Annotated in this window: 15 protein-coding genes and 1 tRNA gene; 10 read left to right on the top strand and 6 right to left on the bottom strand. The window is 34.2% G+C overall.

Going from position 1 to position 24,902, the window contains the following annotated elements; all coding sequences use genetic code 11:
- The first annotated feature begins 168 nt into the window (after window positions 1-168).
- From Bho11B_RS02220 to pgl, 3 genes are all read left to right on the top strand, one after another.
- Window positions 169-1,572 (top strand): glutamine synthetase family protein, encoded by a 1,404-nt coding sequence (locus Bho11B_RS02220; RefSeq protein ID WP_035005695.1) that lies wholly within the window; start codon window positions 169-171, stop codon window positions 1,570-1,572.
- Between the two features lie 11 nt (window positions 1,573-1,583).
- Window positions 1,584-2,867, top strand: coding sequence for an FAD-binding oxidoreductase (locus tag Bho11B_RS02225; protein ID WP_078673546.1), 1,284 nt, complete (start codon window positions 1,584-1,586; stop codon window positions 2,865-2,867).
- A gap of 607 nt (window positions 2,868-3,474) precedes the next feature.
- Window positions 3,475-4,197 (top strand): 6-phosphogluconolactonase, encoded by a 723-nt coding sequence (gene pgl / locus Bho11B_RS02230; RefSeq protein ID WP_078673547.1) that lies wholly within the window; start codon window positions 3,475-3,477, stop codon window positions 4,195-4,197.
- A 534-nt stretch (window positions 4,198-4,731) separates the two neighbouring features.
- On the opposite strand, the gene folD is transcribed toward pgl, so the two are convergent.
- The gene (folD, locus tag Bho11B_RS02235; protein WP_078673548.1) at window positions 4,732-5,631 is read right to left on the bottom strand and encodes a bifunctional methylenetetrahydrofolate dehydrogenase/methenyltetrahydrofolate cyclohydrolase FolD; all 900 of its coding nucleotides are present in this window, start codon (window positions 5,629-5,631) and stop codon (window positions 4,732-4,734) included.
- Between the two features lie 323 nt (window positions 5,632-5,954).
- Between folD and Bho11B_RS02240 the strand changes: the two genes are divergently transcribed.
- The gene (locus Bho11B_RS02240) at window positions 5,955-7,847 is read left to right on the top strand and encodes an AsmA family protein (RefSeq protein WP_078673549.1); all 1,893 of its coding nucleotides are present in this window, start codon (window positions 5,955-5,957) and stop codon (window positions 7,845-7,847) included.
- A gap of 101 nt (window positions 7,848-7,948) precedes the next feature.
- On the opposite strand, the gene Bho11B_RS06940 is transcribed toward Bho11B_RS02240, so the two are convergent.
- Complete coding sequence (locus Bho11B_RS06940; protein ID WP_167884991.1) at window positions 7,949-8,098, bottom strand: hypothetical protein; 150 nt, start codon at window positions 8,096-8,098, stop codon at window positions 7,949-7,951.
- Window positions 8,099-8,331: 233 nt separating this feature from the next.
- Here Bho11B_RS06940 and Bho11B_RS02245 point away from each other — a divergent pair, with 233 nt between their 5' ends.
- Both Bho11B_RS02245 and Bho11B_RS02250 read left to right on the top strand, forming a co-directional pair.
- On the top strand, window positions 8,332-9,114 hold the full coding sequence (locus tag Bho11B_RS02245) for a 16S rRNA (uracil(1498)-N(3))-methyltransferase (protein ID WP_078673550.1): 783 nt from the start codon (window positions 8,332-8,334) through the stop codon (window positions 9,112-9,114).
- Between the two features lie 28 nt (window positions 9,115-9,142).
- On the top strand, window positions 9,143-10,516 hold the full coding sequence (locus tag Bho11B_RS02250) for a glutamate--cysteine ligase (RefSeq protein WP_078673551.1): 1,374 nt from the start codon (window positions 9,143-9,145) through the stop codon (window positions 10,514-10,516).
- Window positions 10,517-10,873: 357 nt separating this feature from the next.
- Here the strand turns inward: Bho11B_RS02250 and rpsU are convergent, their stop codons facing one another.
- Complete coding sequence (rpsU, locus tag Bho11B_RS02255) at window positions 10,874-11,107, bottom strand: 30S ribosomal protein S21 (RefSeq protein ID WP_035005704.1); 234 nt, start codon at window positions 11,105-11,107, stop codon at window positions 10,874-10,876.
- A gap of 1,264 nt (window positions 11,108-12,371) precedes the next feature.
- Here rpsU and Bho11B_RS02260 point away from each other — a divergent pair.
- Window positions 12,372-14,297 (top strand): BID domain-containing T4SS effector, encoded by a 1,926-nt coding sequence (locus tag Bho11B_RS02260; protein WP_153300818.1) that lies wholly within the window; start codon window positions 12,372-12,374, stop codon window positions 14,295-14,297.
- Between the two features lie 267 nt (window positions 14,298-14,564).
- Here Bho11B_RS02260 and Bho11B_RS02265 read toward each other — a convergent pair.
- A tRNA-Arg gene (locus tag Bho11B_RS02265) sits at window positions 14,565-14,641 on the bottom strand.
- 398 nt (window positions 14,642-15,039) lie between these two features.
- Between Bho11B_RS02265 and Bho11B_RS02270 the strand changes: the two genes are divergently transcribed.
- From Bho11B_RS02270 to pgi, 3 genes are all read left to right on the top strand, one after another.
- Window positions 15,040-16,146: an efflux RND transporter periplasmic adaptor subunit gene (locus Bho11B_RS02270; protein ID WP_153300830.1), complete on the top strand. Its 1,107-nt coding sequence runs from the start codon at window positions 15,040-15,042 to the stop codon at window positions 16,144-16,146.
- A gap of 33 nt (window positions 16,147-16,179) precedes the next feature.
- On the top strand, window positions 16,180-19,314 hold the full coding sequence (locus tag Bho11B_RS02275; RefSeq protein WP_078673553.1) for an efflux RND transporter permease subunit: 3,135 nt from the start codon (window positions 16,180-16,182) through the stop codon (window positions 19,312-19,314).
- A gap of 189 nt (window positions 19,315-19,503) precedes the next feature.
- Window positions 19,504-21,150 (top strand): glucose-6-phosphate isomerase, encoded by a 1,647-nt coding sequence (pgi, locus tag Bho11B_RS02280; protein ID WP_078674134.1) that lies wholly within the window; start codon window positions 19,504-19,506, stop codon window positions 21,148-21,150.
- Window positions 21,151-21,363: 213 nt separating this feature from the next.
- Here pgi and Bho11B_RS02285 read toward each other — a convergent pair whose 3' ends face one another.
- A complete protein-coding gene (locus Bho11B_RS02285) occupies window positions 21,364-22,218 on the bottom strand; it encodes a YopJ/AvrA family T3SS effector serine/threonine acetyltransferase (RefSeq protein ID WP_236829047.1) in 855 nt (284 codons plus the stop codon).
- A 1,288-nt stretch (window positions 22,219-23,506) separates the two neighbouring features.
- Window positions 23,507-24,796 carry a YopJ/AvrA family T3SS effector serine/threonine acetyltransferase gene (locus Bho11B_RS02290; protein ID WP_078674135.1) on the bottom strand — a complete coding sequence of 430 codons (1,290 nt, stop codon included), beginning with the start codon at window positions 24,794-24,796 and terminating at the stop codon, window positions 23,507-23,509.
- Window positions 24,797-24,902 lie beyond the last annotated feature (106 nt).

Genomic DNA, 24,902 nt, shown 5'->3' on the forward strand with positions numbered 1-24,902 from the left:
TTTAGAAAACCGTTAGATGTATTTTCCTTGATAAGCGTTATTATGTTCTTTAAATAAAAATTAAGCTGATGCAATTTTTGCATAATATTGATTATATAAAATGATGTTATAACAAAGAGAGCTGAGTTTTTTTGAATTGGTGCGTTATGACTGTGAAAAAGTAAACAAATGAAGAATGAAAATTGTAAGTCTATTTCTGATTTTCTTGAAAATTTACGTGGTGTAAAGGATTGGAAGCAAGTTTCACAATGGCTTGCATTTCGCAACGTAGAGGATATCGAGTGTATTACACCCGATCAAGCAGGGGTAGCACGTGGCAAGATGATGCTTTCTAAAAAGTTCACGTCGGATACATCATTAGCATTACCTTCGTCTGTTTTTATGTCAACAATTTCAGGAAACTATCCAGAAGATGGCAATGGTTTTGAGTATCCAAAAGCAGACGGTGATTTACGCCTTGAGCCTGATCTTTCTACATTGACCATTGTTCCATGGGAAGAGGCTCCTACAGCACAAGTGATTTGTGATCTTATCTATCAAAATGGACAGGCTGTTGAGTATACACCGCGTAATGTTTTGAGAACAGTGATTGATTTTTATACTCAGATGGGTTTAAAGCCAGTTGTTGCACCAGAAATTGAATTTTATTTTGTACAAAAGAATCCCGATCCTGATTATCCTTTGGTATCTCCAGTTGGTCGCTCTGGGCGTGCAATTGGGGGAGGGCAAGGATATTCAATTGCTGGTGTGAATGAATTTGATGAAGTGATTGATGATATTTATCATTTTTCAGAAGCACAAGGATTAGAAATTGATACACTTATTCATGAAGAAGGGGCTGGTCAATTCGAAATTAATTTACGTCATGGTGATCCTATTGAATTAGCTGACCAAGTTTTTATGTTTAAACGAACTATCCGTGAAGCAGCACTTAAACATAATATGTATGCAACATTTATGGCAAAGCCTATCCAGGGGCAGCCAGGATCTGCTATGCATATTCATCAATCTGTGATCAATCAAGAGACAGGTGCGAATATTTTTACAAAAGAGGATGGTGGAGAAAGTGTATATTTTCGCTACTTTATTGGTGGATTACAAAGGCATATGGCAGGAGCTCTTGTTATGCTTGCTCCTTATGTTAATTCTTATCGGCGGCTCATGCCTGGAATCTCAGCACCGGTGAATTTGCGATGGGGATATGATAATCGTACAACAGCTTTTCGTGTGCCAAGTTCTGTTCCACAAGGACGGCGTGTTGAGAATAGAATTCCTTCATCAGATGCTAATCCTTATTTGGCACTTGCAGCTTCTTTGGCTTGTGGCCTCATTGGTTTGCAACAAAAAATTGAGCCGGATAACCCAACAATAAAAACTGTAAATGCTGATAATATCGAATTACCGCGTGGTCTTATTGAAGCTGTTAATTTATTTGAACAAGATAAAGAATTGCGTGCTATTTTGGGAGATACATTTGTGAGCACTTACGCTGCTATTAAACGACAAGAATTTGAAATTTTTATGGAAGTTATTAGTCCATGGGAGCGTGAATATCTTCTGCTGAATGTTTAAGTATTTCTATTATGAGTGATTATAATCCCGTTTCTCCTGGACATTCTTGGTATGAAGATACTTTAAAAGAACGTCCTTCGTATCCATTCGTTGACGAACAAGCACAGTGTGATGTAGTTATTATTGGAGGTGGTTTTACCGGGCTTTCAGCTGCTTATCACTTAGCTAAAAATGGAGTTAGTGTTATTTTATGTGAGGCTTCACGTTTTGGCGATGGAGCTTCTGGAAGGAATGGGGGGCAATTGGGGACAGGGCAACGACAATGGGTAGAAACGTTAGAGAAAAAATACGGTTTTGAAAGAAGTAAAGCACTGTTTGATTTAGCTGAAGAAGCTAAAAAAGATATTTTTTCTTGGTGTAGTAGGCCTGATTGTAAAATTGATTTTATGATAGGGCAGCTTTCAGTTATCCATAAAAAACGTGAAATTATAACTTATCAGCAGCATGTTGAGACATTACAGCGTTATGGTTATTCTAACCTTACTTTTATGAATAAAAATGAAACCGCTGAGCGACTTGGCTCATCTTTTTATCATGGTGGTCTCTATGATGCAGAAACTGGTCATATCAATCCTTTAAAATTTGTTGTTTGGTTGGCAAAAAAAGCAAAAGAGGCTGGTGCTAAACTTTATGAAAAAACCCAAGTAACAGGGATAGAACGAAAGAGAAATCAGTATGTAGTAAGAACAGAGTTGGCGAACATTACGGCTGAGAATGTTTTATTAGCAACCAATGCCTATAAACTTGGGCTCCAACATTTTGTTGAGAAGAATATTGTTTCTATTCGCTCATATATTGGAGCGACAGAGCCATTACCAAAACATAGTTCAATTCTTTCAAACGGTGAAGCTGTAGATGATTCTCGTTTCATGGTTCGTTATTTTCGCAAAAGTATTGATAATCGCTTATTATTTGGGGGAGTAGAAAGTTATGATCATCGGTATCCGGCTAACTTAAATGAGCGTATATATCGGCAAATTATTGAAATTTATCCTCAATTACGGTTTATAAATTTAACTCATTGTTGGGGGGGGACAGTAGCTATTACAGTTGAACGTATGCCTTATGTTCGCCAAATTATGCCAGGTTTTACTTATTGTGGAGGATATTCAGGACATGGGGTTATGCTGGCCCCCTTTATAGGGAAATTATATGCTGAATGGTTGTCTGGAAAGCATGAGCGTTTTGCATATTTTCAAGATTTAAAAATTTCTTCTTTTCCAGGTGGAAAATTTTTGCGTTATCCACTTATATTTTTAGCTATGAATTGGTTTTCGTTGATGGATCGTTTTTAATTAGTCATGATTTGAAATGAAGAAAGTTAATGATTTATTTCGTGTCTATCTGCTTTGTAGTATGGTTTTTGTAAGACTATATTTATATGATTTATGAAAAGAGGTAAGTGATAGAGAAACATTATAGTTCGTAAGATTATGATGAATAATTTTTTATAAACGAAGACAATTTTTATTTATAGATAGATAAGAATATGTCTAAATTTTCTGTGATTTTATAACTTATTTTTCATAATACTTTTCATATGCATGTAAAAAAATTCTAATCGGTTAAATAGTTATCTATAATTTGATAATGAAGGATTCAGTTTCAATAAATCTGTAGTTTTATTATATATCATGAAATCTGAATTTTCAGATGCGTTTTCTGAGAATAATTTCTAGCGTTTGTGAACGCTTATTGATTGGGGTTATATGCAAAATAAAACATTTTTTGTGCATTGTGATGAAGTTATTGGATGTTGGATTGACCCAATTCTTAAAGAATGAAAGACAATCAGCCCTTCTATGCATGAGCAAATTCTCGTTCATTGAGAGGATATTTATTTTAACTATTTTGAATGAACGTGATAGGTGCGTGTAGAATAACTTATTTGGGATGATAATAATGTATGAAATGAATATCAACCGTTTAAATTTTGAAACACCTTCTGCTTTAGCATTGGCGTTAACGGATAGGGTTGCAGCAGAGCTTAGCATCTCTATTCTTGAGCGTAAACAAGCAATTTTAGCTGTTTCTGGTGGAAAAACACCAGAGCTGTTTTTTCATTATTTGTCGAAAGTTGATATTGATTGGCAAAATGTTATTATAACTTTGGTTGATGAACGCTTTGTCCCTGTTAGCGATGAGCGTTCAAATGAGTATTGTGTACGGCGTTATTTGTTACAAAATTTTGCTGCTAAAGCACGTTTCGTAGGACTTTATCATAAAGCAGTGACTGCTGAGCTTGCGGCTTTTTCAGCGGCTAATCGTGTGAACACTTTGCCTATGCCGTTTGATGTTACTGTTTTAGGAATGGGTATTGATGGACATACTGCTTCTTTTTTTCCAGATAGTGATCGTTTAGAGCAAGCCCTTGATCTCCAATCACAAGCACTTGTTTTACCTATTTATGCTAGGAGTGCTATTGAACCAAGATTGACATTGACTTTGCCGGTTATAATTCAATCTCGTTTTATTGCTCTTCATTTTGAAGGGGCTCAAAAATATGCTTGTTTCGAAGAAGCTTGTCAAAATGGATCTGAAATGGAAATGCCTATCCGAGCAGTTTTGCAGCATGCCCGTCACCTGATTCAAGTCTACTGCTCACCTGCCGAAGATGAAATATAAGAAGTAAAAAATAATGAAAATATCGTAAAATGAAATGCTTTTTCTGACAATTAAATATGCAAGTTAATAAGAAATAGAGATATTTTTTCAAAAACAATTTCTATGGTTAAGTAAGGTGTTTGTTAGCATTTTATGCTGGCGCTGAAATCTTCTTTAGCTTGAGATGCAAAGAAAACTTCTCTCAATGTATTATTGGTGGAAATGATTGCGCTGCAGATGATTATATATTCAAAGTATCCAACAACAATCCATCTCTTATAGCATTAAACACTTTTGATGATATTTCTGTTGTGTTGATGGAGAGCGGTAATGCGATTTTCTGTGATGTTTATAGGATTATTTAATCATTGCAGGTAATCAGGTAATTGAACGTCGGAATATCATATCGTAAGATCTTTTAATAATAGATATAGCATAAATATACGTGCATTATATATGAATATCAGTACGCTGTGCAGCTCAAAAATATTTTCTATTATAGCATTATTAAAATATAAAAATTTATTATTCATGTAATAAAGGTGCGTAAAATTTTTAGAATTCTGGTACAGGTAATTTATGGGTTCGGGCGGCAGCCTTAAGCGTATTGACCATAAGCATGGCAATGGTCATAGGGCCAACACCTCCTGGCACAGGAGTTATGGCAGTAGCTATTTCCCTAACTTCTTCAAAATCAACATCGCCAACAATACGGGGTTTCATTGTATTTTTTTCTGATGTTTCAATTCGATTAATACCAACATCGATAATAACTGCTCCTTTTTTAACCCATTCCTTTTTAATCAACCTTGGACGACCAACAGCTACTACTAAAATATCAGCACTACGGCACACTTCATCAAGATCACGGGTACGACTATGCGCAATTGTTACTGTGGCATTGACGGCTGTTAAGAGGGCCGCCATGGGTTTGCCAACAATATTAGATCGTCCGACGATGACGGCATCAAGACCGGATAAATCTTTGCCACATTTTTGTTGAATCATCATCAAGATCCCAGCTGGTGTGCAAGGAACGATTGTGTCTTCGAAGATGTTTGCTGCAAGTTTTCCTATATTTATATAGTGGAAACCATCAACATCTTTCTCGACAGCGATAGTTTGTGTTATATTGTTTGTATTGATGTGAGTAGGGAGAGGCAGTTGCACCAAAATGCCATGGATTTTAGGATCAGAATTTAATGTTTCGATAAGCTGAAGAAGCTCTTTTTCTTTTGTTTCTTTGGGCATCACATGTTTGACTGAAAGAAAGCCGCATTCTTCAGCCTTTTTACTTTTTGATGAAACATAAATTTGGCTTGCGGGGTCGTCTCCTACAATAATAACAGCGATACCAGGTTGTATTTTATAATTATTGTAGAGTTTTTCTGTCTCATTTTTAACTTTGACAAGAATGTCTTCGGCAAGTTTTTTGCCGTCAATAATATTATCCATAAGAGGGATCCTTTCGGTAAGGCTATTTGGTTTTGTATAAAGCATTTACTGATTATAAAATAGAGTTTTATAGCAATGTTTAAGTTGGAATAAAAAAAGCGGCTCAACGGTTCTTATGTGTTTTTTTAACATGATGAAGGTATTTAAAATGAATTGTTTGATGAAAAGATAATAATATCTCTGTTCCAATAAGATTTCGATAAAAATGGAAATAATTCAACTTTTAATATATATAAATAGATTTCAAGATCCTAAAAAATTTTCTGAACTTTCATTTTATTTGATTTTAGTTTGTGATAAGAACGAGAGCTTAGAGGAAAATTGTGCGCATTAAAATAATAAAATTTTTAAGTGGAATTTTTATCGCAATTGTTTTTTTAGTTGGGGCTGCAGTTATTATTGTGCCCTATATTGTATCAACAGACGCGATTCGTATCCGTTTGGCACAGGATTTAAGCGTATGGACTGGCTATAGTGTTCAATTACGTGATCTTCCAAAATTGAAAATTTTTCCTTATCCAAAAGCATTTCTTTCAGGAGTTACTTTAACACCAAAAATGGAAAGTGCTGCATCTTTAGCTGCACCTTTAATGGAAGTAGAATCGATAGAAGTTGATCTTTCTTTGGTTTCTCTTCTTTGGGGGCGTATTTCTTTTTCAGAAACACGAATTATGTATCCAAAATTTATTATGGATAAACCTGCTAAAACGATATCTGATTTTTTTGATACACTTTTGCGATCACAAGGTGCATTCGGTTTGGCAATACAGAGTGCTCGTGAAATTATTAAGCGTAATCCTGATAATCCAGATGTAGCGAGCCTTTTAAATCAACCTTTTGGGCGTATTGTTATTGAAAATGGTACATTGATGTATCGTGATGATGCTTCTGTTGTAATGGAACAAATAACAGGATTAAATGCATCAATAGATTGGCCTGGATTAACACAGGCAATGCAGTTTCGTGCAAAAGCTCGTTGGCATGGAGAGCTGACCGAATTATTCATTAATGCTGATCAAGCTTTGTTGCTTTTAGCAGGAGGAAAAAGCTCACTTCAGGTGAGTTTCAATTCTGTGCGTGGTGGTATAACTTTTAAGGGACAGGCACGGTTATCTGAATATTATATTTTTGATGGGAAGGTTTCGCTGCGTTCTCCTGGTTGGGATCAGACAGTCGCATGGATTGGTGGTAATCAGCTTTGGGGGCATGGGTTAAAGATGCCTATTGTATGGGAATCTGATTTTTTAGCACAGCCGGCACATGTCCGAATGAGCAATGTTATATTTACAATGGGCACAGCAAATGCACGTGGAGCCTTAGAATTTGATTTTAAAAATCACGTACCTGTTCTCATGGGGTCTTTAGGTTTTGATAAGCTTGATTTTGATATTTTGAAATTGTTACTTTTTTGCTCTGAACAGAAAAATGAATTTTTTGATGTCGCTTTTTTAAATCGTATAGGATTAGATATACGACTTTCCGCCCCACAAGCAAAAATAGGTGGTATTGCATTAACCGATTTGGCTGCAGTAATCCAAATTAAAAATGGACATGGCATTTTTGATCTTGGAAATGTAAATATTTTTGGTGGTTCTATTCAAAGTAACATCCAGATTATTCCAGATGGTAAAAGAGCAAACATTAAAGGAAGTGCTACGGGCACTTCTGTTGATGCGCATGCTATTTCATTAGCTTTAGGACTTTTTCCACTTTTACAAGCAAAAACCAACTTCATTATGACAATGCAGATGTTTCCTGGTTGCTGGCCAAAAATTCTTACTCAGATGCAAGGGCAGTTAACATTGAATATGTTTTCTGGTCAAGTGATAGGGCATAATCTGAATGATTTGCAAAATAAACTTTCAAAAAATGAACAGTTTCTTTTAACGTATGATCAGAAGCATTCAATAGATTTTGATCGTTTGGATATTAAGGCGAAATTGTTAGATGGTACAATATCTGTAACAGAAGCATTAATGCATACTAAAGATTGGAATTTGTTTATTCATAGAGCTATAGAAACTTTTGACACTAAGAATGGACAGAATGATTTGATATTACGAGCAAAATTGCAGAAAAATAATCGTTCAGAGACTATATGCAAAGATATTGAGTGTCTCAATAACAGTCTTGTACAACCTTTAATTTTTTCATTCAGTCCCACAGAGAAAATTTTCGGTAATTTTTTCGTCAAGAAAAATATTCATGAAAATTAGTATTTTTTCATTATTAGGTGGTAATGTGAGGAATATTTAGGAAATATTGTTTTATATAAAATTTTAAGAATATACTTACGTGTCTATTTATGCTAATGTATCTACATTGTACTGAAGTGAGTAGAAATACAGTAGCCATCTTGGATAATTGCGCAAGTCTCATCTGCTCCAACTGAACTAATTCCTATAGTAACTAGAATAAAGGCTAGAATTGAGGTAATAGTGATAATTGTAGCCTTTTGAACAGACATATTTCTCTCCAATTACAAGGTGGTTTATCAGTACAATACTGTTATTATTAATTATGAATTTTTATGAAACTAAAAATCGTTTAACATTTTATTTGTTCCAGCTATATCTTATAAAAATAAAAAAATTTTATCTTTCTTTCATAATTTAGTTTTTATAGATTTTATTTTTTATTGATTATTCTTTATTGCTGCACTCTTTTGACGATTTTAAAAAGCTCTGGTAAAAACTTTTTATGCGTGCAAATTATAAATTGAAAAGACTATTTGTTCGGCAATTGTTGGCTTTAAACGAAGAAATAGTAATAGAGGGGCAACAAGCTTCTTATCTTATACATGTTTTGCGTATGAAAGAAGGCGCTGAGATTTTGCTTTTTAATGGACAGGATGGTGAATGGCTTGCCAAACTTCTTTTTATTAAAAAAAAAATTGTGGTGGCTCGTCTTATACGTCAAGAGAGGTTGCAGCCAATACATTCGGATCTTTTTTATTGCTTTGCTCCCCTTAAGCATATGCGTTTGGATTATGTGATACAAAAAGCTGTAGAAATGGGGGTATCTGTTTTATATCCCGTTATAACCCATCACACACAAGTTACTCGTATTAATATGGCCCGTATTGAGGCCAATATTATAGAAGCTTCTGAACAATGCGGTATTTTATCTTTGCCAAAATGTGCACCTGCTGTATCATTAGAAACATTTTTAGAAAATTGGGATAAAACGCATGCTTTATTTTTTTGTGATGAATTGAACGAATCGTATAATCCAATTCCTCTTTTAAGAAAGCATGGAACAAAGCCTTTGGGCGTTCTTATTGGTCCAGAAGGTGGTTTTAGTGAAGAGGAGCGAGTTTTTTTAAAGAAATATCCTTTTGTATTTTCTGTATCATTAGGCCCGCGTATTTTGCGTGCTGACACCGCAGCTGTTGCTGCACTAACTCTTGTTAATGCTACGATGGGGGATTGGTCAATTGGTCAAGAGACTTGCAATATCATTCAAAACAATTCATTGAAATAGTATACTTAGATAATAGGATAAATAATTTATGGCACTTGATACAACTGATGAAAGTGAAATTAACGGCTTAGATTCTTTAGTCCGTTATTTCGAAGAGGGCTGTAAAACAGAGGATGATTGGTGTATCGGTACAGAACATGAAAAGTTTCCATTTTATTTAGATAGTTTGCGTCCTGTTCCATATGAAGGCGCAAGAGGAATCCGAGTGTTATTGGAAAAAATGCAAGGAGCTTTAGGATGGGAGGCTATTTTAGATGAAGGGAATATTATTGGAATCCTAGGATCAGTAGATCAAGGCGCTATTTCTTTAGAACCTGGGGGACAGTTTGAGTTATCTGGGGCACCCCTGAAAACAATTGGTCATACTTACTGTGAAGTCATGAGGCATTTAGAGCTTCTCAAAAAAATTTCACAGCCGCTAGGTATTGGTTTTTTAGGTATGGGAGCTAGTCCAAAATGGACATTGGATGAAACACCAAGAATGCCCAAATCACGTTACCAAATTATGACCAATTATATGCCAAAAGTTGGTCATAACGGTCTTGATATGATGTATAGAACAGCAACTATTCAGGTGAATCTTGATTTTTCATCTGAGACTGATATGCGACGCAAAATGCAAGTAGCAATGAAGTTACAATCTATTGCAACAGCATTATTTGCTAGCTCCCCTTTTACTGAGGGGCGCCCGAATGGTTTTTTATCTTGGCGTTCTCATGTTTGGCATAATACTGATAATCAGAGAACAGGAATACTCCCTTTCGTATTTTCTGAGTATTTTGGTTTTTCTGATTACGTTGAATGGGCACTTGATATACCAATGTATTTCGTTGTGCGTGATGGGCATTATTATGATTGTACGCATATAACTTTTCGCCAATTTATGAATGGAGCTTTAAGAAGGCAGATTGCGAATTTCGCACCGACGATAGGAGATTGGATTAATCATTTATCGACTTTATTTCCAGAAGTACGGTTAAAACGCTTTTTGGAAATGAGAGGCGCTGATGGTGGTTCTTTACAGCATATTTGTGCATTATCTGCTTTTTGGGTTGGTCTTCTTTATGATAGTGAGGCACTAAATGAAGCAGAGGCTTTGACGAAAGATTGGTGCTTTGAAGAAGTTTTAGAAATGTATACACGCGTTGCTAAAGAGGGGCTAAAAACACCTTTTCGTCAGACTATAATTTTAGAATTAGCACGTCATGCCCTTGCTATTTCACGTAAAGGTTTAAAAAATCGCCATCAGTATGATATTGACGGTTTTGATGAGACAGATTTTCTAGCTCCTTTGGAGGAAGTGGTAGCAATGGGAAGAACAAATGCTGATAAATTTTTATCTAATTATCACTCTATTTGGGGTAGGTCTGTGGAGCCAGTATTCTTAGAGTATGCTTATTAAATTATTTAAAATCAAAAAGCTCTTTTTGTTAATAATCTACATAGTATAATTATTATTTTTTATATTTAGTTTCAGCACAGCCTTATATCTGAACGATTCAGATTTATATGTATAATGTTCATATAAAAAATAGGGATATAAAACTCTACCGACACAAAGAATCATAAAGAATACTTTGCATATAGTTACTTTGTCCTATAAGATGAGTGTAATGATTTCCTAAAAAATAACCAAATTATTTTATAATACTTAGCCATTAAAATAAAACAGTTTGCATTACAAAAGCAGTTACGCACAAACTTCCACACCTATTTATGTTTTCAGTTAAACTACTGTATTATATCAATAAAAATAGGCTTATCGCGCAGAACAAGTACGACTGCCACTGATCAGCCCTTCTCTTTGTGCATGTTTACGAGCAAGTTTACGTGTGCGGCGAATAGCCTCTGCTTTTTCACGAGCACGCTTTTCTGATGGTTTTTCGTAGTATCCACGCATCTTCATTTCACGAAAGATACCTTCACGCTGCATCTTTTTTTTCAACGCACGCAATGCTTGCTCAACATTATTATCACGAACGAGTACCTGCACAACTTATCCTACTTTGTTTTAATATTAAAAATAAATAAGCAATAACCAAAATCTCTTAAAACTATTAGGTCAAAAGATCAGATAGAACAAAGTATATACCATATAAATAGGATGCTTGTCTATATTGCTTTTCAAAAACTCTATTCTTTTTGCTATCATTTGCTAACGTACTTTTCTTTCTAGGGTATGACTAGGTTTGTAATACAATTTTTGTCATTTTTATCCTGATAATAACTTCATTTTATCTTAAATGATAATAATAGAAGCAATACTTTGCTATATTAACTTACATGTTGATGATATAATCATACTCTTGTTGTTCGATCAATTAGCGTTGGAGGGTCAATTCTTTTGACTGTTTTATTTGTACAAGAACAACAAGGGAGAACGGTAAACATTTTCTACGGATATAACGGCTGTTGAAAAGTTGTTTATTATTTGTTTCAATGCCATGAGTAGCTGTTGTTATGATATTGGAAAGATTGGTGGAGATTGGATCAGCATTATGATTTTGCAGATATCGGAAGGTGATAATCTGCGCATAAGAATAGATTTTAATTTGTTACGAAATTCAGATGGAGCTTACTCCAACACACTTAAGAAAAAATAGCAATTCATTATGCAATGCGGTAAATGAAACGTATGTCTAAAAATTATGTGTTAATTGGAAAATTTTGTCATGAAAGTTTAAGATAAAGAACTCATCATATTTTCCGGAATTATATGTTTTCTGGTGATCATAGGATATATCTGTATTTTTTAAGTATATGGAAGAAGTGATAGCGTAAGCACTTCTTAAATGATCGGTGACTCTTTTAAAACAATAGAACAGATCTCGGGATTATTTTGAAAATCCAAAAATAACAGATAGTGTTAAATCTCCAAGCAATAGTTAATCTAAAAACCAGTTTTATATTTGAAAAATCGTTAATAATAAGGTGATAATATCTTTTTTTCTGATCTTATATTTTAGATATTTTCTTAAAATCTACATCCAATGTTCATAAAAGTTATGTTTTGCTTTGTTCTAATTTAATTGTTTTTAAAATGATTTTTTGCCAAGGCATTCATTATCTAAAAATTGATCTCTATATAATTGGTTTAGAAACAAAAGCTATTAATCATTCTAAATATATAATTAATATTTTTTATAATAAAAAACATATTGAAAATAAGTGAAAAATACTTTGTATTTATTACTGTAAATAATAATCGTTAAGTTTTAAAAAAGCTGAAAGGTGTGCACTGATCGTTTGAGGTGTGCATGGAAAAATCTCCTAGTTCTAAAGCTTTTACATCACAGAAGTACGAAAACAGAGTGATTAGTATAGACAATAAATCGAGTACAGAGTCGATAGATATTTCTCAAAAGGAACTACGAAAGTCTGTAGAGATGTCTATCAACGTATATATGATTAATGGGCTTTACATTCTTCCTAAGGAGTTTGCCTTTATAAAGAGGTATGTGACTGCAGCTGATAGTTTTTTACGCGATGATCTCTCATCTAGTGATTTTTCACTTAAAGATTTTTTACTTAGAGATTATTTGTTATTCAGAGATCTTACACGGAAGAAATTTAATATTCCGGTGGATGAGGTTTTGCTAAATGGCTATATCTATGCTAATAGTTTAACGCTGAAAAATAAATATGAATTGCAGGGCATAGAGTTTCAAGATATATGTGCCTATGATGTATTAGAAGCAGAGTACAGGCTTAAAAAAGAACCGCTACCAGAAAAGTTTGATTCATCTTATCTAAAATATCTTCATAAATGTTTGTTTGAGAAAACGTTCGAATGGGCTGGGCATACCTGTGATATTCCATTTACATTTTTAGATGGCACAGTTACCACGGTGCCAGTCAATAATAAAATTAAAGACGGTTTAGAGAGAATCGATCAAATACTAGCCGAAAAGAATAATTTGAAAGGTTTATCACATAAAGAGTTTGTTTATGAAGCATCGATGATATTTGCTTTGTTTAGTAATTTAAGACCTTTTGCAGTTGGAAATGGATGCGCACAACGGATATTTATGGAACAAATAGCCGAAGCAGCAGGGTATAGGCTTGACTTCTCGGTTGTAACAGAACAACGCATGCGATCTGCTAATAATGCTGCGTTACCACGTGATGGCAGAGCTGTAGGCAATATCACTCCTATGTGTCATCTATTTGAAGATATCTCCAATCCAGAAAAAGTGGATGTTTTAAGAGAATTCATGAATGCCATAAGGAATGCGGGATCTTTTGATGAGTATGCAAAGGTGATAAATAGGGTTATTGTAGTGCCAAATGAAGGTTCTACCTATACGGGTATTTGTAAAGGTTATAGCCCAGATTCCATCATGCTCATGATAAATGATAAGTATGTTATATGCAAAAAAGATTATTTTGCACCAGAAACATTAACAGCATTACGGCTTGGTGACAAACTTACTTTTAGAGCTTCTGTGCCAGAAAACTTTGAGAATATTCTTATTCCAGAAGAAAAAGTAGCTCCTTTGACGGAAAAAGAAATTGTTGCAAGAATTGCAGGTAATATTTTCGTTCAAAAGAGTCGACAAAAAATCAAAACTTTATCAAAATCTGTCTATAAAAGCTCGAAAATATTGGATGCTGATATCAATCTTGTTAATATAGATTCAGGTTTCGGTGAACAGTATATCAGACAGAATATGAGTCTTTTTAAATATATGTCTAAATTGGCAGGTACGGAAATATTGGGTATTGACAGTCCACAGCGCAAACAAGCTAAGAAAGATTACTTTAATCTCACTCAGGAGTTTGATAATTATATAAGTATTGTAGTTTCTCTTAGAGAGCACATTCTTCAAGAGCACCAAGAAAAACAAGAACGTTGTCAGCAAGCGATAAAAATGCCTAGTCAAGCAGTGCAAAATATCCTTTCTATGTCTGAAGAAGATCAGATCAAAGCTTTAAATGCCAATCCCTCACTTTGCGGAGAAATTACAGGTCTTGTGGATAAAGTCAAAGATCGTCTTACATTTTGGGAGTATCAAACCCTTGATGATAGAGATTATAAGAAGCTCGCTAAAAGTGTCGGTATATCATTCAGTAGAGCACAGAAAGTCACAGAAATTATTAAGAAAGCTCAAAAAGTATGTCAGCTAACTAGAAGCAGAGCTCATGAATCGAAAAAAATGGAGCATAATCTATTACAAATATAAGATTTACATTTTTTATTTTTTTATATTCATGGGGGCAAAGCATTTGTGTAAAGTTTGTATTTATCTCGATTGTAATAATCTGAGGTACCATAATTTTTTGTTCAGTCAGTATTGGATTTATCAAAACAAAAAATAGCTCGGAAAGAACTTTCAATTTATAATGAGCTAAAAAGGAAAATGTAAGATTCTATTTCCTTACCTTTAATTACACTATCTTTAGTATTTAAAAAATATAAACGAAATTAACATATTATTCACAAAACCTATTGGTGCACCCGAAGAGATTCGAACTCCTGACCCCCAGATTCGTAGTCTGGTGCTCTATCCAGCTGAGCTACGGGTGCACACTCAGTTCTTTTAGTTAGGATATGGAATTCTTAATTGTTTCATTAGCGAATTACAAGTGAAACTTGGCAAAAATAGAGATTTTTATCTATTAGTCCATTATATTCTATTAGTTTATTATATATTGTTGTTTAAATACTGTTGTAATTTTTTGATTGCTAGAAAGTTTCTCCATAATATTTATATCATTGTATCATAATAGAGTTCCAATATGAACGATAGTTAACTTGACGGTCTGATCTACGAAAGATAGTCAAGTATAGATGAGATACGTTTTTGTGATGAAAGTTTAAGAGACACTATCTGTAATTTGGTTTTTGATAAAACTTAAATATTACACAAAATTATTTCATACAGATGTGTATATTCATTATAAATCAAGGATAGAGGTGTCAAATTGTGGAAAAAGACTGTTCCATTAGTCCTTTTAGCTTTCGTTTTGATTATTTCTTATTGTAAATCAAAATACAGTTTAGAAAATTCTACTCATGCAGTAAATCAAGTAAAAAATGTGCCCCATAAAATACTAAAATCACCGACAAATATGTCGGCAGCGAAAGTTATTGTTGATTCTGTTCAGGTTAAAAATTTTAATGAAACGCTCAATTTAATTGGCAACGGAAAAGCTATTGCAGCGGTAGGATTAACTCCTTGGTCGGTAGGTGTTATTGATAAATTTTTTGTATCAGCTGGAGAAAAAGTGCAAGCTGGTGATTTGATTGCAAAACTTGATTCTAAAAAGGAAGAGATAGCCGCTGCAAGAGCTAAGGTACAACGTGATAATAGTGCTTTAACGCTTTCGCGTATTCTGAAGTTACGTGCTACTAATACAGCAACAGAGGTGCAAGAACTGACAGCACGCTTAGAGCTAGATAATGCAAATTTGGCTTTGCGCGATGCTGAATTAGCACTTGATCGGCGGACAATTCGTACACCAATTAATGGAATTGTTGGTATTTTACCTATTGATGTAGGGAATGCTATTGCTCTTAATACTGAAATAGCTCGTATTGAAAATAGAGAGCGCATTTTAATCGATATATGGGTACCTGAACGATATGTATCACGCATTAGCAAAGGAGATGAAGTAGTTGTATCTTTAACAACACAGCCGAATGAGACTTTCGTTGGTTATATTCATGCGATTGATAATATAGTTGACGTTGCAAGCCGTACATTTCGCGTTCAAGTTGAGATCGAAAATAAAAAAAATACACTTATGTCTGGTATGTCTTTTTCTGTAACATTTCGATTCGATAGCGGCGTATTTCCTGTTATTAATCCCCTGGCGGTTCAATGGGATAGTAAAGGGTCATTTGTATGGTGTGTAAGAGAAGATAAGGTAGAACGTATTCCAGTATCGATTATTAAGCATAAAACAGATCAAATGTTTGTAAAAGCGTTTTTAGAGAATGATGATCAAGTTGTTATACAAGGGGGGCAAACGCTTTATCCAGGTAAGAGTGTCATTGTTGAAGACTCAACAGGTTCCAACAGTAATTAAGTAATTATGAGTAATGAATAAGCGGGATGTATAATGAGTCAAGAGCTTCAAACAAAACAATTTGTAACAGAGCCAGAACAAGGTAGTATGATCGCATTATTTATTCGGAGGCCAGTTTTCACTTTTGTTGTGAATGCTATGATCATAATTGCAGGACTTTCTGCATGGATGAATGTTGATGTACGCGAATTGCCCGATGTTGATATTCCAGTAACGACGATTATGACAATTTTTTCTGGTGCATCAGCAGAAACAATTGATCGTGAGATTACGAAAGTTATAGAAGATGCTGTTGCTCGTGTTTCAGGAGTTAAAACAATTTCTTCAACTTCTTCTTTTGGTCGTTCTCGTGTACAAATTAATTTTAATGTTGGTGTTGATTTAAATGTTGCAGCATCTGATATTCGTGATGCTATTTCTCGCATTACTTATTCTCTACCAAAAGATGCAGATTCACCTTTAATTATTAAAGCAGATTCAAATGCTGCTTCGATGATGTATTTAGTTGTGACTTCACCAACAATGAATATTGATGATTTAACAACGATTGTAAATGATCAAATTATTGATACGCTTTCTGCTGTTGATGGTGTTGGTGATGTGCAAGTTGATAGTGCTCGCACGAAAATTTTTCAGATTGATGTCGATCAAGTGAAGCTTGCTAGCTATGGATTGACTGTGGGTGATATTTCGCGTGTTCTTGCTGATATGACAACTGATGCTCCTGTAGGATCATTGCGCAATTCTAGACAAACCTTAATTGTACGTGCGACTGCTCGCTTGACAACACCTGAAGCTTTTGAACAAGTTATCTTAAAGCCTCATGTGAAACTTGGAGATGTTGCACGTGTTACTTTATCCCCTGATGTGGAAACAGTTATTCTTCGCGTTAATGGGAAAACAGGGATTGGGATAGGGATTGTACGTAAAGCGCAATCCAATACTCTCAATATTTCTAAAGGTGTTCGCACGGTTCTTGAACAACTTAAAGGTGTTTTGCCTCCCTCTGTGCATATGAGTATTCTTAGTGATGATGCTATTTTTATTCAAAGTGCTCTTCATGAAGTCGAGGTTGCTTTAGCTATCGCTATATTAAGTGTTATTTTAGTTATTTTTCTTTTTCTTAGAGATATTCGTGCAACACTTATTCCTATTTTGTCTATTCCAGTTGCTCTTATAGGGACAATTGCAGCGATTTATCTTGCAGGGTTTTCATTGAATATCTTGACATTTTTAGGACTTGTTTTGGCAACGGGACTTGTTGTGGATGATGCAATTGTTGTTCTTGAGAATATTGTTCGAAGGCGTAATATGGGATTAGGATCTCGATCAGCAGCAGTAGTAGGAACACAAGAAGTATTTTTTGCTGTTTTAGCAACGACATTAACTTTAGTTGCTGTTTTTGTACCTATTTCTTTTCTTCCTGGACAGGTTGGAGGACTTTTTAGAGAATTCGGTTTTGTTTTAGCTATTTCCATTTTGCTTTCTTCAGTTGTTGCTTTGACGCTTTGTCCTATGCTTGCTTCACGCTTTCTTAAACAATATGTTGAAGACAGTAAAGAAAAAGCGCATTATTTTGCTCTTTTGGATAAATTAGGTACTTTTTTTAGCAGGAACTACGCTTATAGTTTACATAAATGTTTAGAACGTCCTTGGACTGCTGTACTGGTTTCGTTTGTTTTTGCAAGCCTTTGTCTTGGAGGCTACATGAAATTACAACAGGAATTAACACCAACAGAAGATAGGGCCGTTGTTTTTTTAGTTATTAATGGGCCACAAGGGATTTCAGTGCAATATTTGAATGAGCAGGTGAAGCAGATTGAAGAGAGCTTAGAGCCTTTGCGTGATGCTGGTGAGATTGTTAATAGTTACTCTGTTGCTGGAGTTGGTGGTTCACCTAATAGTGCTTTTCTTGTTTTGTTGCTTTCATCTTGGGATCAACGTTCTCGGAGCCAGCAAGAGATTGTAGAAGATATTAATGTGAAGGTTAAAGCATTTCCGGCAGTATTCGTATTTGCAGCTCAAGGAAATTCATTAGGAGTCCGAGGAACTGGTCAAGGATTACAATTCGCAATTCTCGGAGATAATTATACAAAATTACAATCTATTGCTGGCGAGCTGATTAAGCTTTTGCAATCTGATACGCGCTTTATTCGTCCGCGGCTTACGGTAGATGCAACACAACCACAATTTTTTATTGAAATTGATCGAGAAAAAGCTTCTGATTTAGGTATTGATATTACTAATTTGAGTAATACGCTACAAGCAATGTTAGATGGAAGAAAGATCGGTTCTATTTATGTAGATGATCATTCTTACGATGTTAAACTGACATCGCGTAAGAACCCCATTACTGATCCGTCTGATCTGGAGAATGTTTTTTTTAAAACTACAGACAATAAATATGTTCCTTTATCCGTTATTGCAAATTTGCATGAAAAAGCTATTGCACCACAGTTAAAACGAGAAAAACGTATGAGTGCAGTTGTGTTGAGTACAAATCTTGCTCCAGGTGTTTCTTTGGGAAATGCGTATCAAGCTATAGAAAATATTGCTTCTCCTTTATTAGTGGAAGGAAATTATATTATTCCTTTGGGTGAAGCTGCAACACTTAGTGAGACATCTTCTAGTTTCATGAGTGTTTTTGGTATCGCCTTTGTGATTATTCTGTTGGTTTTAGCTGCGCAGTTTGAGAGTTTTATTTCAGGTTTTATTATAATAGCTACTGTACCATTAGGACTTGGTTGTGCTGTAATTGCTATGCTTTTTAGCGGTGTTAGTCTGAATATTTATAGTCAAATTGGTTTGATTTTATTGGTGGGAGTTATGGCAAAAAATGGTATTTTAATTGTTGAATTTGCAGATCAGTTACGTGAGCAAGGTAAAAGTGTGCGTGAAGCTGTAGAAGATGCGGCAAATATTCGTCTTCGCCCAGTATGTATGACAATGATTTGCGCTATCTTAGGAGGAATTCCTTTAGTTTTAGCAAAAGGTGCTGGCGCAGAAGCACGTATAGCTTTAGGATGGGTTATTGTTGGTGGTTTAGGTCTAGCAACGATTTTTACTCTTTTTATGACGCCAGTTGTTTATCTCTTACTTGGACGTTTTGTACAACCAAAAGCAGAACAAGCTCTGCGTTTAAAAGACGATCTTAGCCACATTGACTGATTTTTTTAAGAATAAAAGGTGAATAGATTTTTAAATTTTTTATTTGAAAGATATCATTTTAGTACTTTATCTTTTTTATTTTTGCGTAGCTTTATTTTGTAAGCATGCAATAAAAAGTAAGTTGAATAGTTTTCTATCTTGTTACCATTAATGTTTAAAATTCTATTATCAATGGTTAGGGAGATATAATTGATAATTCGTAATGAAAAAGCTTTTAATGAGACTTTGAAGGCACTAAAACAGCATCTTATAAAAGATAGGGTTTGTGATATCCGTCAACATTTTACAGAAGATGCACAACGTTTTACTCATTTTTCTTTAAAACTTGATGATTTTCTTTTTGATTTTTCAAAGTGCGGTGTAACATTTAATACTTTGCGACTTTTGGATAATCTTGCTGTTGCAACAAATGTATTAGACTGTTGTAAAGCAATGTTTTCTGGTGAAATTATTAATAAAACAGAACAACGTTCAGCCCTTCATGTTGCATTGCGTTTTTCTGTCGATGAAATTTTTATGTTAGATGGATGCAATATTGTTCAAGATATTCAAGCTGTTTTTTCCCGCATGGAAACATTTTCTGAAATGGTCCGCGATGGAAGTTATAAGGGAAGCAGTGGTGAGAAAATACTTGATATTGTGAATATCGGTATTGGGGGCTCTGATCTTGGGCCTGCAATGGTTACGGGTGCCTTGAAGCCATATCATAATGGTCCACGTTGTCATTTTGTTTCTAACGTTGATAGTGCACATATTTCTGACACTCTTGCTAATTTAAATCCAGAAACAACGTTATTTGTTATTGCCTCTAAAACTTTTACTACAGTTGAAACAATACTTAATGCTCGTGTTGCACGTCAATGGATTAGTGCGCATTTAGGTGAGGAAGCGATAAAAACGCATTTCGTTGCTGTATCAAGTGCAGTCGATAAAGTGATAGAATTTGGTATAGCTCCATCAAAAATTTTTAGATTTTGGGATTGGATAGGAGGGCGTTATTCAGTTTGGTCAGCAATTGGCCTTGTTATTATGTTGGCAATAGGTGGTCAGAACTTTCGTCAATTTCTCAAAGGCGCTCAGCAAATGGATCAACATTTTAAAAGTGCGTCTTTACATCAAAATATTCCTATTCGGTTTGCCCTTTTAGGATTCTGGCATCGCGTGATTTGTGGTTATACATCACGTGTTGTTGTTCCTTATGCGCAGCGTTTGGAGCGTTTGCCAGCTTATTTACAACAGCTTGATATGGAATCAAATGGCAAGCAAGTTTTTTTAGATGGTAAGCCAATGAATTTTCCAAGTGGGCCGATTGTTTGGGGGGCTTCAGGGACAAATGGACAACATGCTTTTTTTCAGTTCTTACATCAAGGAACAGATATCGTTCCTGTAGAATTTATTTTATTTGCAAAAGGGCATGAGCCAAATTTATGTCATATGCATGATATGCTGGTGGCTAATTGTTTGGCACAGTCAGCAGCTTTGATGAAGGGTCGCGATATTAAAGAGCGACAACATATTATTCATAGAGCTGATAATACTGATGTGGATAATTTAGCTCTTCATAAAAGTTGTAAAGGAAATCGACCTAGTATTATTTTGCTTCAAGATTTATTGACGCCTTTTACTCTTGGTCGTTTAATTGCACTTTATGAGCACCGTATTTTTGTTGAAGGCATTTTAATGAATATTAATTCATTTGATCAATGGGGTGTTGAATTTGGCAAAGAGCTAGCAAATGAACTATTGCCAATGATTGGTGGAGAAGGTGAAAATAATGATCACGATAGCTCAACATTAGGATTATTAGCGCATATTCAAAACAGGCGTATTAAATAAAACGTCTGAATTTGAGTATGTGCATGTGTAATAGAAAAGTCTTTAATAGATTAATTATCGAATGTATAGAAATATCACTTAAAACTATAAACATTACACAACTCTTATAACGTAGCACTTATAATATTAATTTAAAACTCTCAAATACAGAAAAAATATATAAAAATTAACACTAATTTTTATGTAAATGATCAAACGTTAAAAATGACATCACTACCTCATCAGAGATTTATATTCAATAATCCTTTTTTTGTGTGCTGATACAGATATAGCTTTACCCCCTGTTACGACTGTATGTCTTCCAAATCTCTCAAAAATGGTTTCATGTTTTTTGTTAACGATTTCTTCTTTAGATCCAGGATTTCTTTTCACATATTGCTCAAGACGTCTGAAACCTTGCACGTGTTTATAAAAGTCGATTGGAAGATATGTATCCAAAAAACCAGGAGATAAATGCACTTCTCTATCCCACCGATCACCTTTAATATTATCTCTATGTAATTTTTCTAATTTGTCAGATCGAAGATAAAGTTTTTTAGCGAGAGATAAACTAAAAATTCCACATTCAGATATACTTCGCTGAATATCCATTTCCGCCATAGAAAAATAACAGTGAGGTAATCGAGATTCTATGATTGATTGCATTTTTGCTCCTAGAATTGCTGGTATTGGAAGATCGAATCTCGCAGGTTCAAATAATATCAAAGATATCTTGTTATCGATAGTTTGGTGATCAACTGTTGCAAAATGAATGTTATTATCCTTTCCTCCTACGTTAATTATATATCTAGAAGACTTAATTCCATTCTTAATTGTTTTTTTGATTGATGCGACGAAATCTATAAGTTCTTTAATCAATGTAAGATTCATTTCTGGGTATTTATTATTCGCCTGCCTTATCAAGGCATGCATCATTTTAAAATCTCTTTCTGCATAATTAACGTTAGGCCAATAAAGATTAACAATGTCACGTTCTAAATCTGTAATAACGTTTGTTAGCGATTCACTACTTAAATCAACATCATCTTCGGTATTAGATAAACCAACAGCACTTTTTATCGCACTCAATAATTTCCGCATTAAATCATTTCACATTATAAAAATTTTTAATAATCTTGAATGATATAACATGATTATGATTACACTATGTCATAGATTAATTTTCTCTCTTTCTGAAAAAAGAAGGTAAAATTAATATTTTAAATCTAAAAAGATTTTATGATAAGTTTTGAAGAAATTTATTTCTCCATGTTAATTAGTTAACATGATTAGCAATTTTTAAAAACAGTGTTACAATCTCATCGCCAATGGAGCTATCATAACGAATTCTACTATGGACATCTTAAGCCAAAAATTCAATCTCTGTAGTTCTGAAAAATGAAAAAGCCAATGCAAATGTCATAGGAAGCTTTAAGTGTTTTATGTGGATTGTTGAAAGAAGTATGTTCAAAATAATATTTATAGGATTTATTATTTCTAGTTGCGTAGCTTGAATAATTAACAAAAGCGTAAATTTATCCTTACTTTTTATTACTAATGCTGGTATTACTTGGGATTTATGGATTTATGAAGTTGATATGTTTAGGTTTTATAGGAAGCTTGATACTTGGATCATTGTTAAGTTCGGAATCTAGATTTGGATAGACAGCTTTAACAAATGGAAAGAGCTTTTTCTATCCAGATGTTATTTATCTTAATTGTTTGTTTTTGTATTCTATCCAAAGTGAAATACTCGCATGGATAGTAGTAGCCGGTAAGAGAGCTTATAGATAAGCACTTAAATATCGTTAGCATTCTTCGCTACCTCTATTTCGAAATAATTATAATTAAATGGCTTTGTAAAAATAATTGGATACTAAATGTTTTATTGTTTAAAAAAAATTATTAGGTTAGATGATGGTGTTTAATACATTAACATTCTCCGTATGATTACTGTAACCACACTCTATACACTAAAATTTGGGGGACTTAATAATTTTTTAGCAGTATGATTATAACTAAAAGAGTGTTGTGCTTTTGAAGCAGAATGAATACGAAAGTGGGGATACTCATTTTACGAATTACAAGTATATTTTTTATGAATTATAGAAAAGTAGTAGTAGCCGATTGTAAAAAACTGAAGACTTATATTCTAATAGAATATTCAAAAAATCTCATCTTTCGGAAGAATTATACAGCAACAAACTGTTATTACTTTACTCAATTTATTAGCACCAGTTAAGGTGCCGTACTTAATATTATTAATCGATTTATCGATCATCAGAAAGCCTCTGATTAATAAAAATTTAAACACACCACCTAAATCACATAGAATGATATTTACGGCATAGCAAATACCTTAATCAGAGATTTATATTTATCTTACTAGAGCTTTATATTTCTGAATTCTTTTTTTCTGTGATGAACAAGATACAACTTTATCCTCTAATAAAACTGAATGTCTATCTAATCTGTGATGCAGAATTTCATCCTTATTGTTAATTTTTTTAATAAAATACTCCCGATTTGTGTTTACATATTTAGCGATACGTTTTCCTGTTTGTGCATGTTTATAAAAAGTTCCTGGAAGATACTCATCTACTTTATGATAAGGTAAAGGAACTCCTCGTTTACATAAAATACCACTAATATTATCTTGGTGCATTACTTTTAATTTATCAGCTTCGAGATGAAGTTTTTTGGCAAAAAGCAAACTTATAATTCCGCTTTCAGAGGAGTCTGCTTGAAGATTCATTTCCGCCATAGAAAAATAACAATAAGGTAATTGGGCTGCTTCAATGGCTGATTTCACTGTTACTCCCAGTATTTCTGCATTCATATGCGCGAATTTTGTAGTTTCAAACAATATTAAGGATGTTCTATTAGCAATGGTTTGCTGATCAATTATCGCAAAATGAGGGTCATTACCTTCTAGACACATTAGAAATCTAGAAGATGGAATCCCCTGATTGGCTACTTTTTGTATTGATTTCACAAGTTTCTCAGGACTTGTAATGAATTGAAGATTGATCTCTGGACATTTATCATTTTCTTGCTTGACCAACCTAGGCATCATTGTTAAGTCCATATGTGCATAATTGGCATCGACGAAACTACTATTAGTAATGTCATTTTCTAAATCTGAAATAACACTTTTTAATGCTTTCTTATTGAATAAGATACTTGGTTTTTCTGTTGCTTCATTAGCCTTCGAAGTTTCTAAATGCGTTATGAGCTCTTCCAGTGTTGTACTACTATTTAATGGACTACTGGTTTGAATTGGACCGCTTGCAAAGAGTTCTTGGTTTAGACCGCTGGCTTGGTCTTGTCCGCTGGCTTGGTTTGTAGCCTCCAAAGCTTCTAAACGGGTTATAAGACTTTCTAATGTTGTACCACTATTTAATGGGCTACTGGTTTGAATTGGACCGCTTGCAAAGAGCTCTTGGTTTAGAACGCTGGCTTGGTCTTGATCGTTGGCTTGGATTGTAGTCTCCAAAATCTCTAAATGCGTTATAAGATCTTCTAATGTTGTACTACTGTTTAAGGGACTACTAGTTTGAATTGGACCGCTGGCAAAGAAGGCTTGGTTCAAATCGCTAGCTTGATCTTGACTACTAGCTTGGTCTTGACCATTAGCTTGGTCTGTTAAATCTTTTGATTTAGGCATAATTAATCTCCATTTTAATAATTAATATAAGATAACAGTTTTTTGGGGCTAAAAGATGTTTATATTGGCTTCTTCTGGGCGCCGAAGAGTGAAATTAAGTGTAGTC

The organism is Bartonella sp. 11B, from assembly GCF_002022625.1.
Taxonomy (GTDB): Bacteria; Pseudomonadota; Alphaproteobacteria; order Rhizobiales; family Rhizobiaceae; genus Bartonella; species Bartonella rochalimae.

Excerpts from the sequence above, each read along its gene's own strand:
- Bho11B_RS02220 (WP_035005695.1), top strand. The coding sequence starts at position 169 with ATGAAGAATGAAAATTGTAAGTCTATTTCTGATTTTCTTGAAAATTTA.
- Bho11B_RS02225 (WP_078673546.1), top strand. The coding sequence starts at position 1,584 with ATGAGTGATTATAATCCCGTTTCTCCTGGACATTCTTGGTATGAAGAT.
- pgl (WP_078673547.1), top strand. The coding sequence starts at position 3,475 with ATGTATGAAATGAATATCAACCGTTTAAATTTTGAAACACCTTCTGCT.
- folD (WP_078673548.1), bottom strand. The coding sequence starts at position 5,631 with ATGGATAATATTATTGACGGCAAAAAACTTGCCGAAGACATTCTTGTC.
- Bho11B_RS06940 (WP_167884991.1), bottom strand. The coding sequence starts at position 8,098 with ATGTCTGTTCAAAAGGCTACAATTATCACTATTACCTCAATTCTAGCC.
- Bho11B_RS02245 (WP_078673550.1), top strand. The coding sequence starts at position 8,332 with ATGCGTGCAAATTATAAATTGAAAAGACTATTTGTTCGGCAATTGTTG.
- Bho11B_RS02250 (WP_078673551.1), top strand. The coding sequence starts at position 9,143 with ATGGCACTTGATACAACTGATGAAAGTGAAATTAACGGCTTAGATTCT.
- Bho11B_RS02260 (WP_153300818.1), top strand. The coding sequence starts at position 12,372 with ATGGAAAAATCTCCTAGTTCTAAAGCTTTTACATCACAGAAGTACGAA.
- Bho11B_RS02275 (WP_078673553.1), top strand. The coding sequence starts at position 16,180 with ATGAGTCAAGAGCTTCAAACAAAACAATTTGTAACAGAGCCAGAACAA.
- Bho11B_RS02290 (WP_078674135.1), bottom strand. The coding sequence starts at position 24,796 with ATGCCTAAATCAAAAGATTTAACAGACCAAGCTAATGGTCAAGACCAA.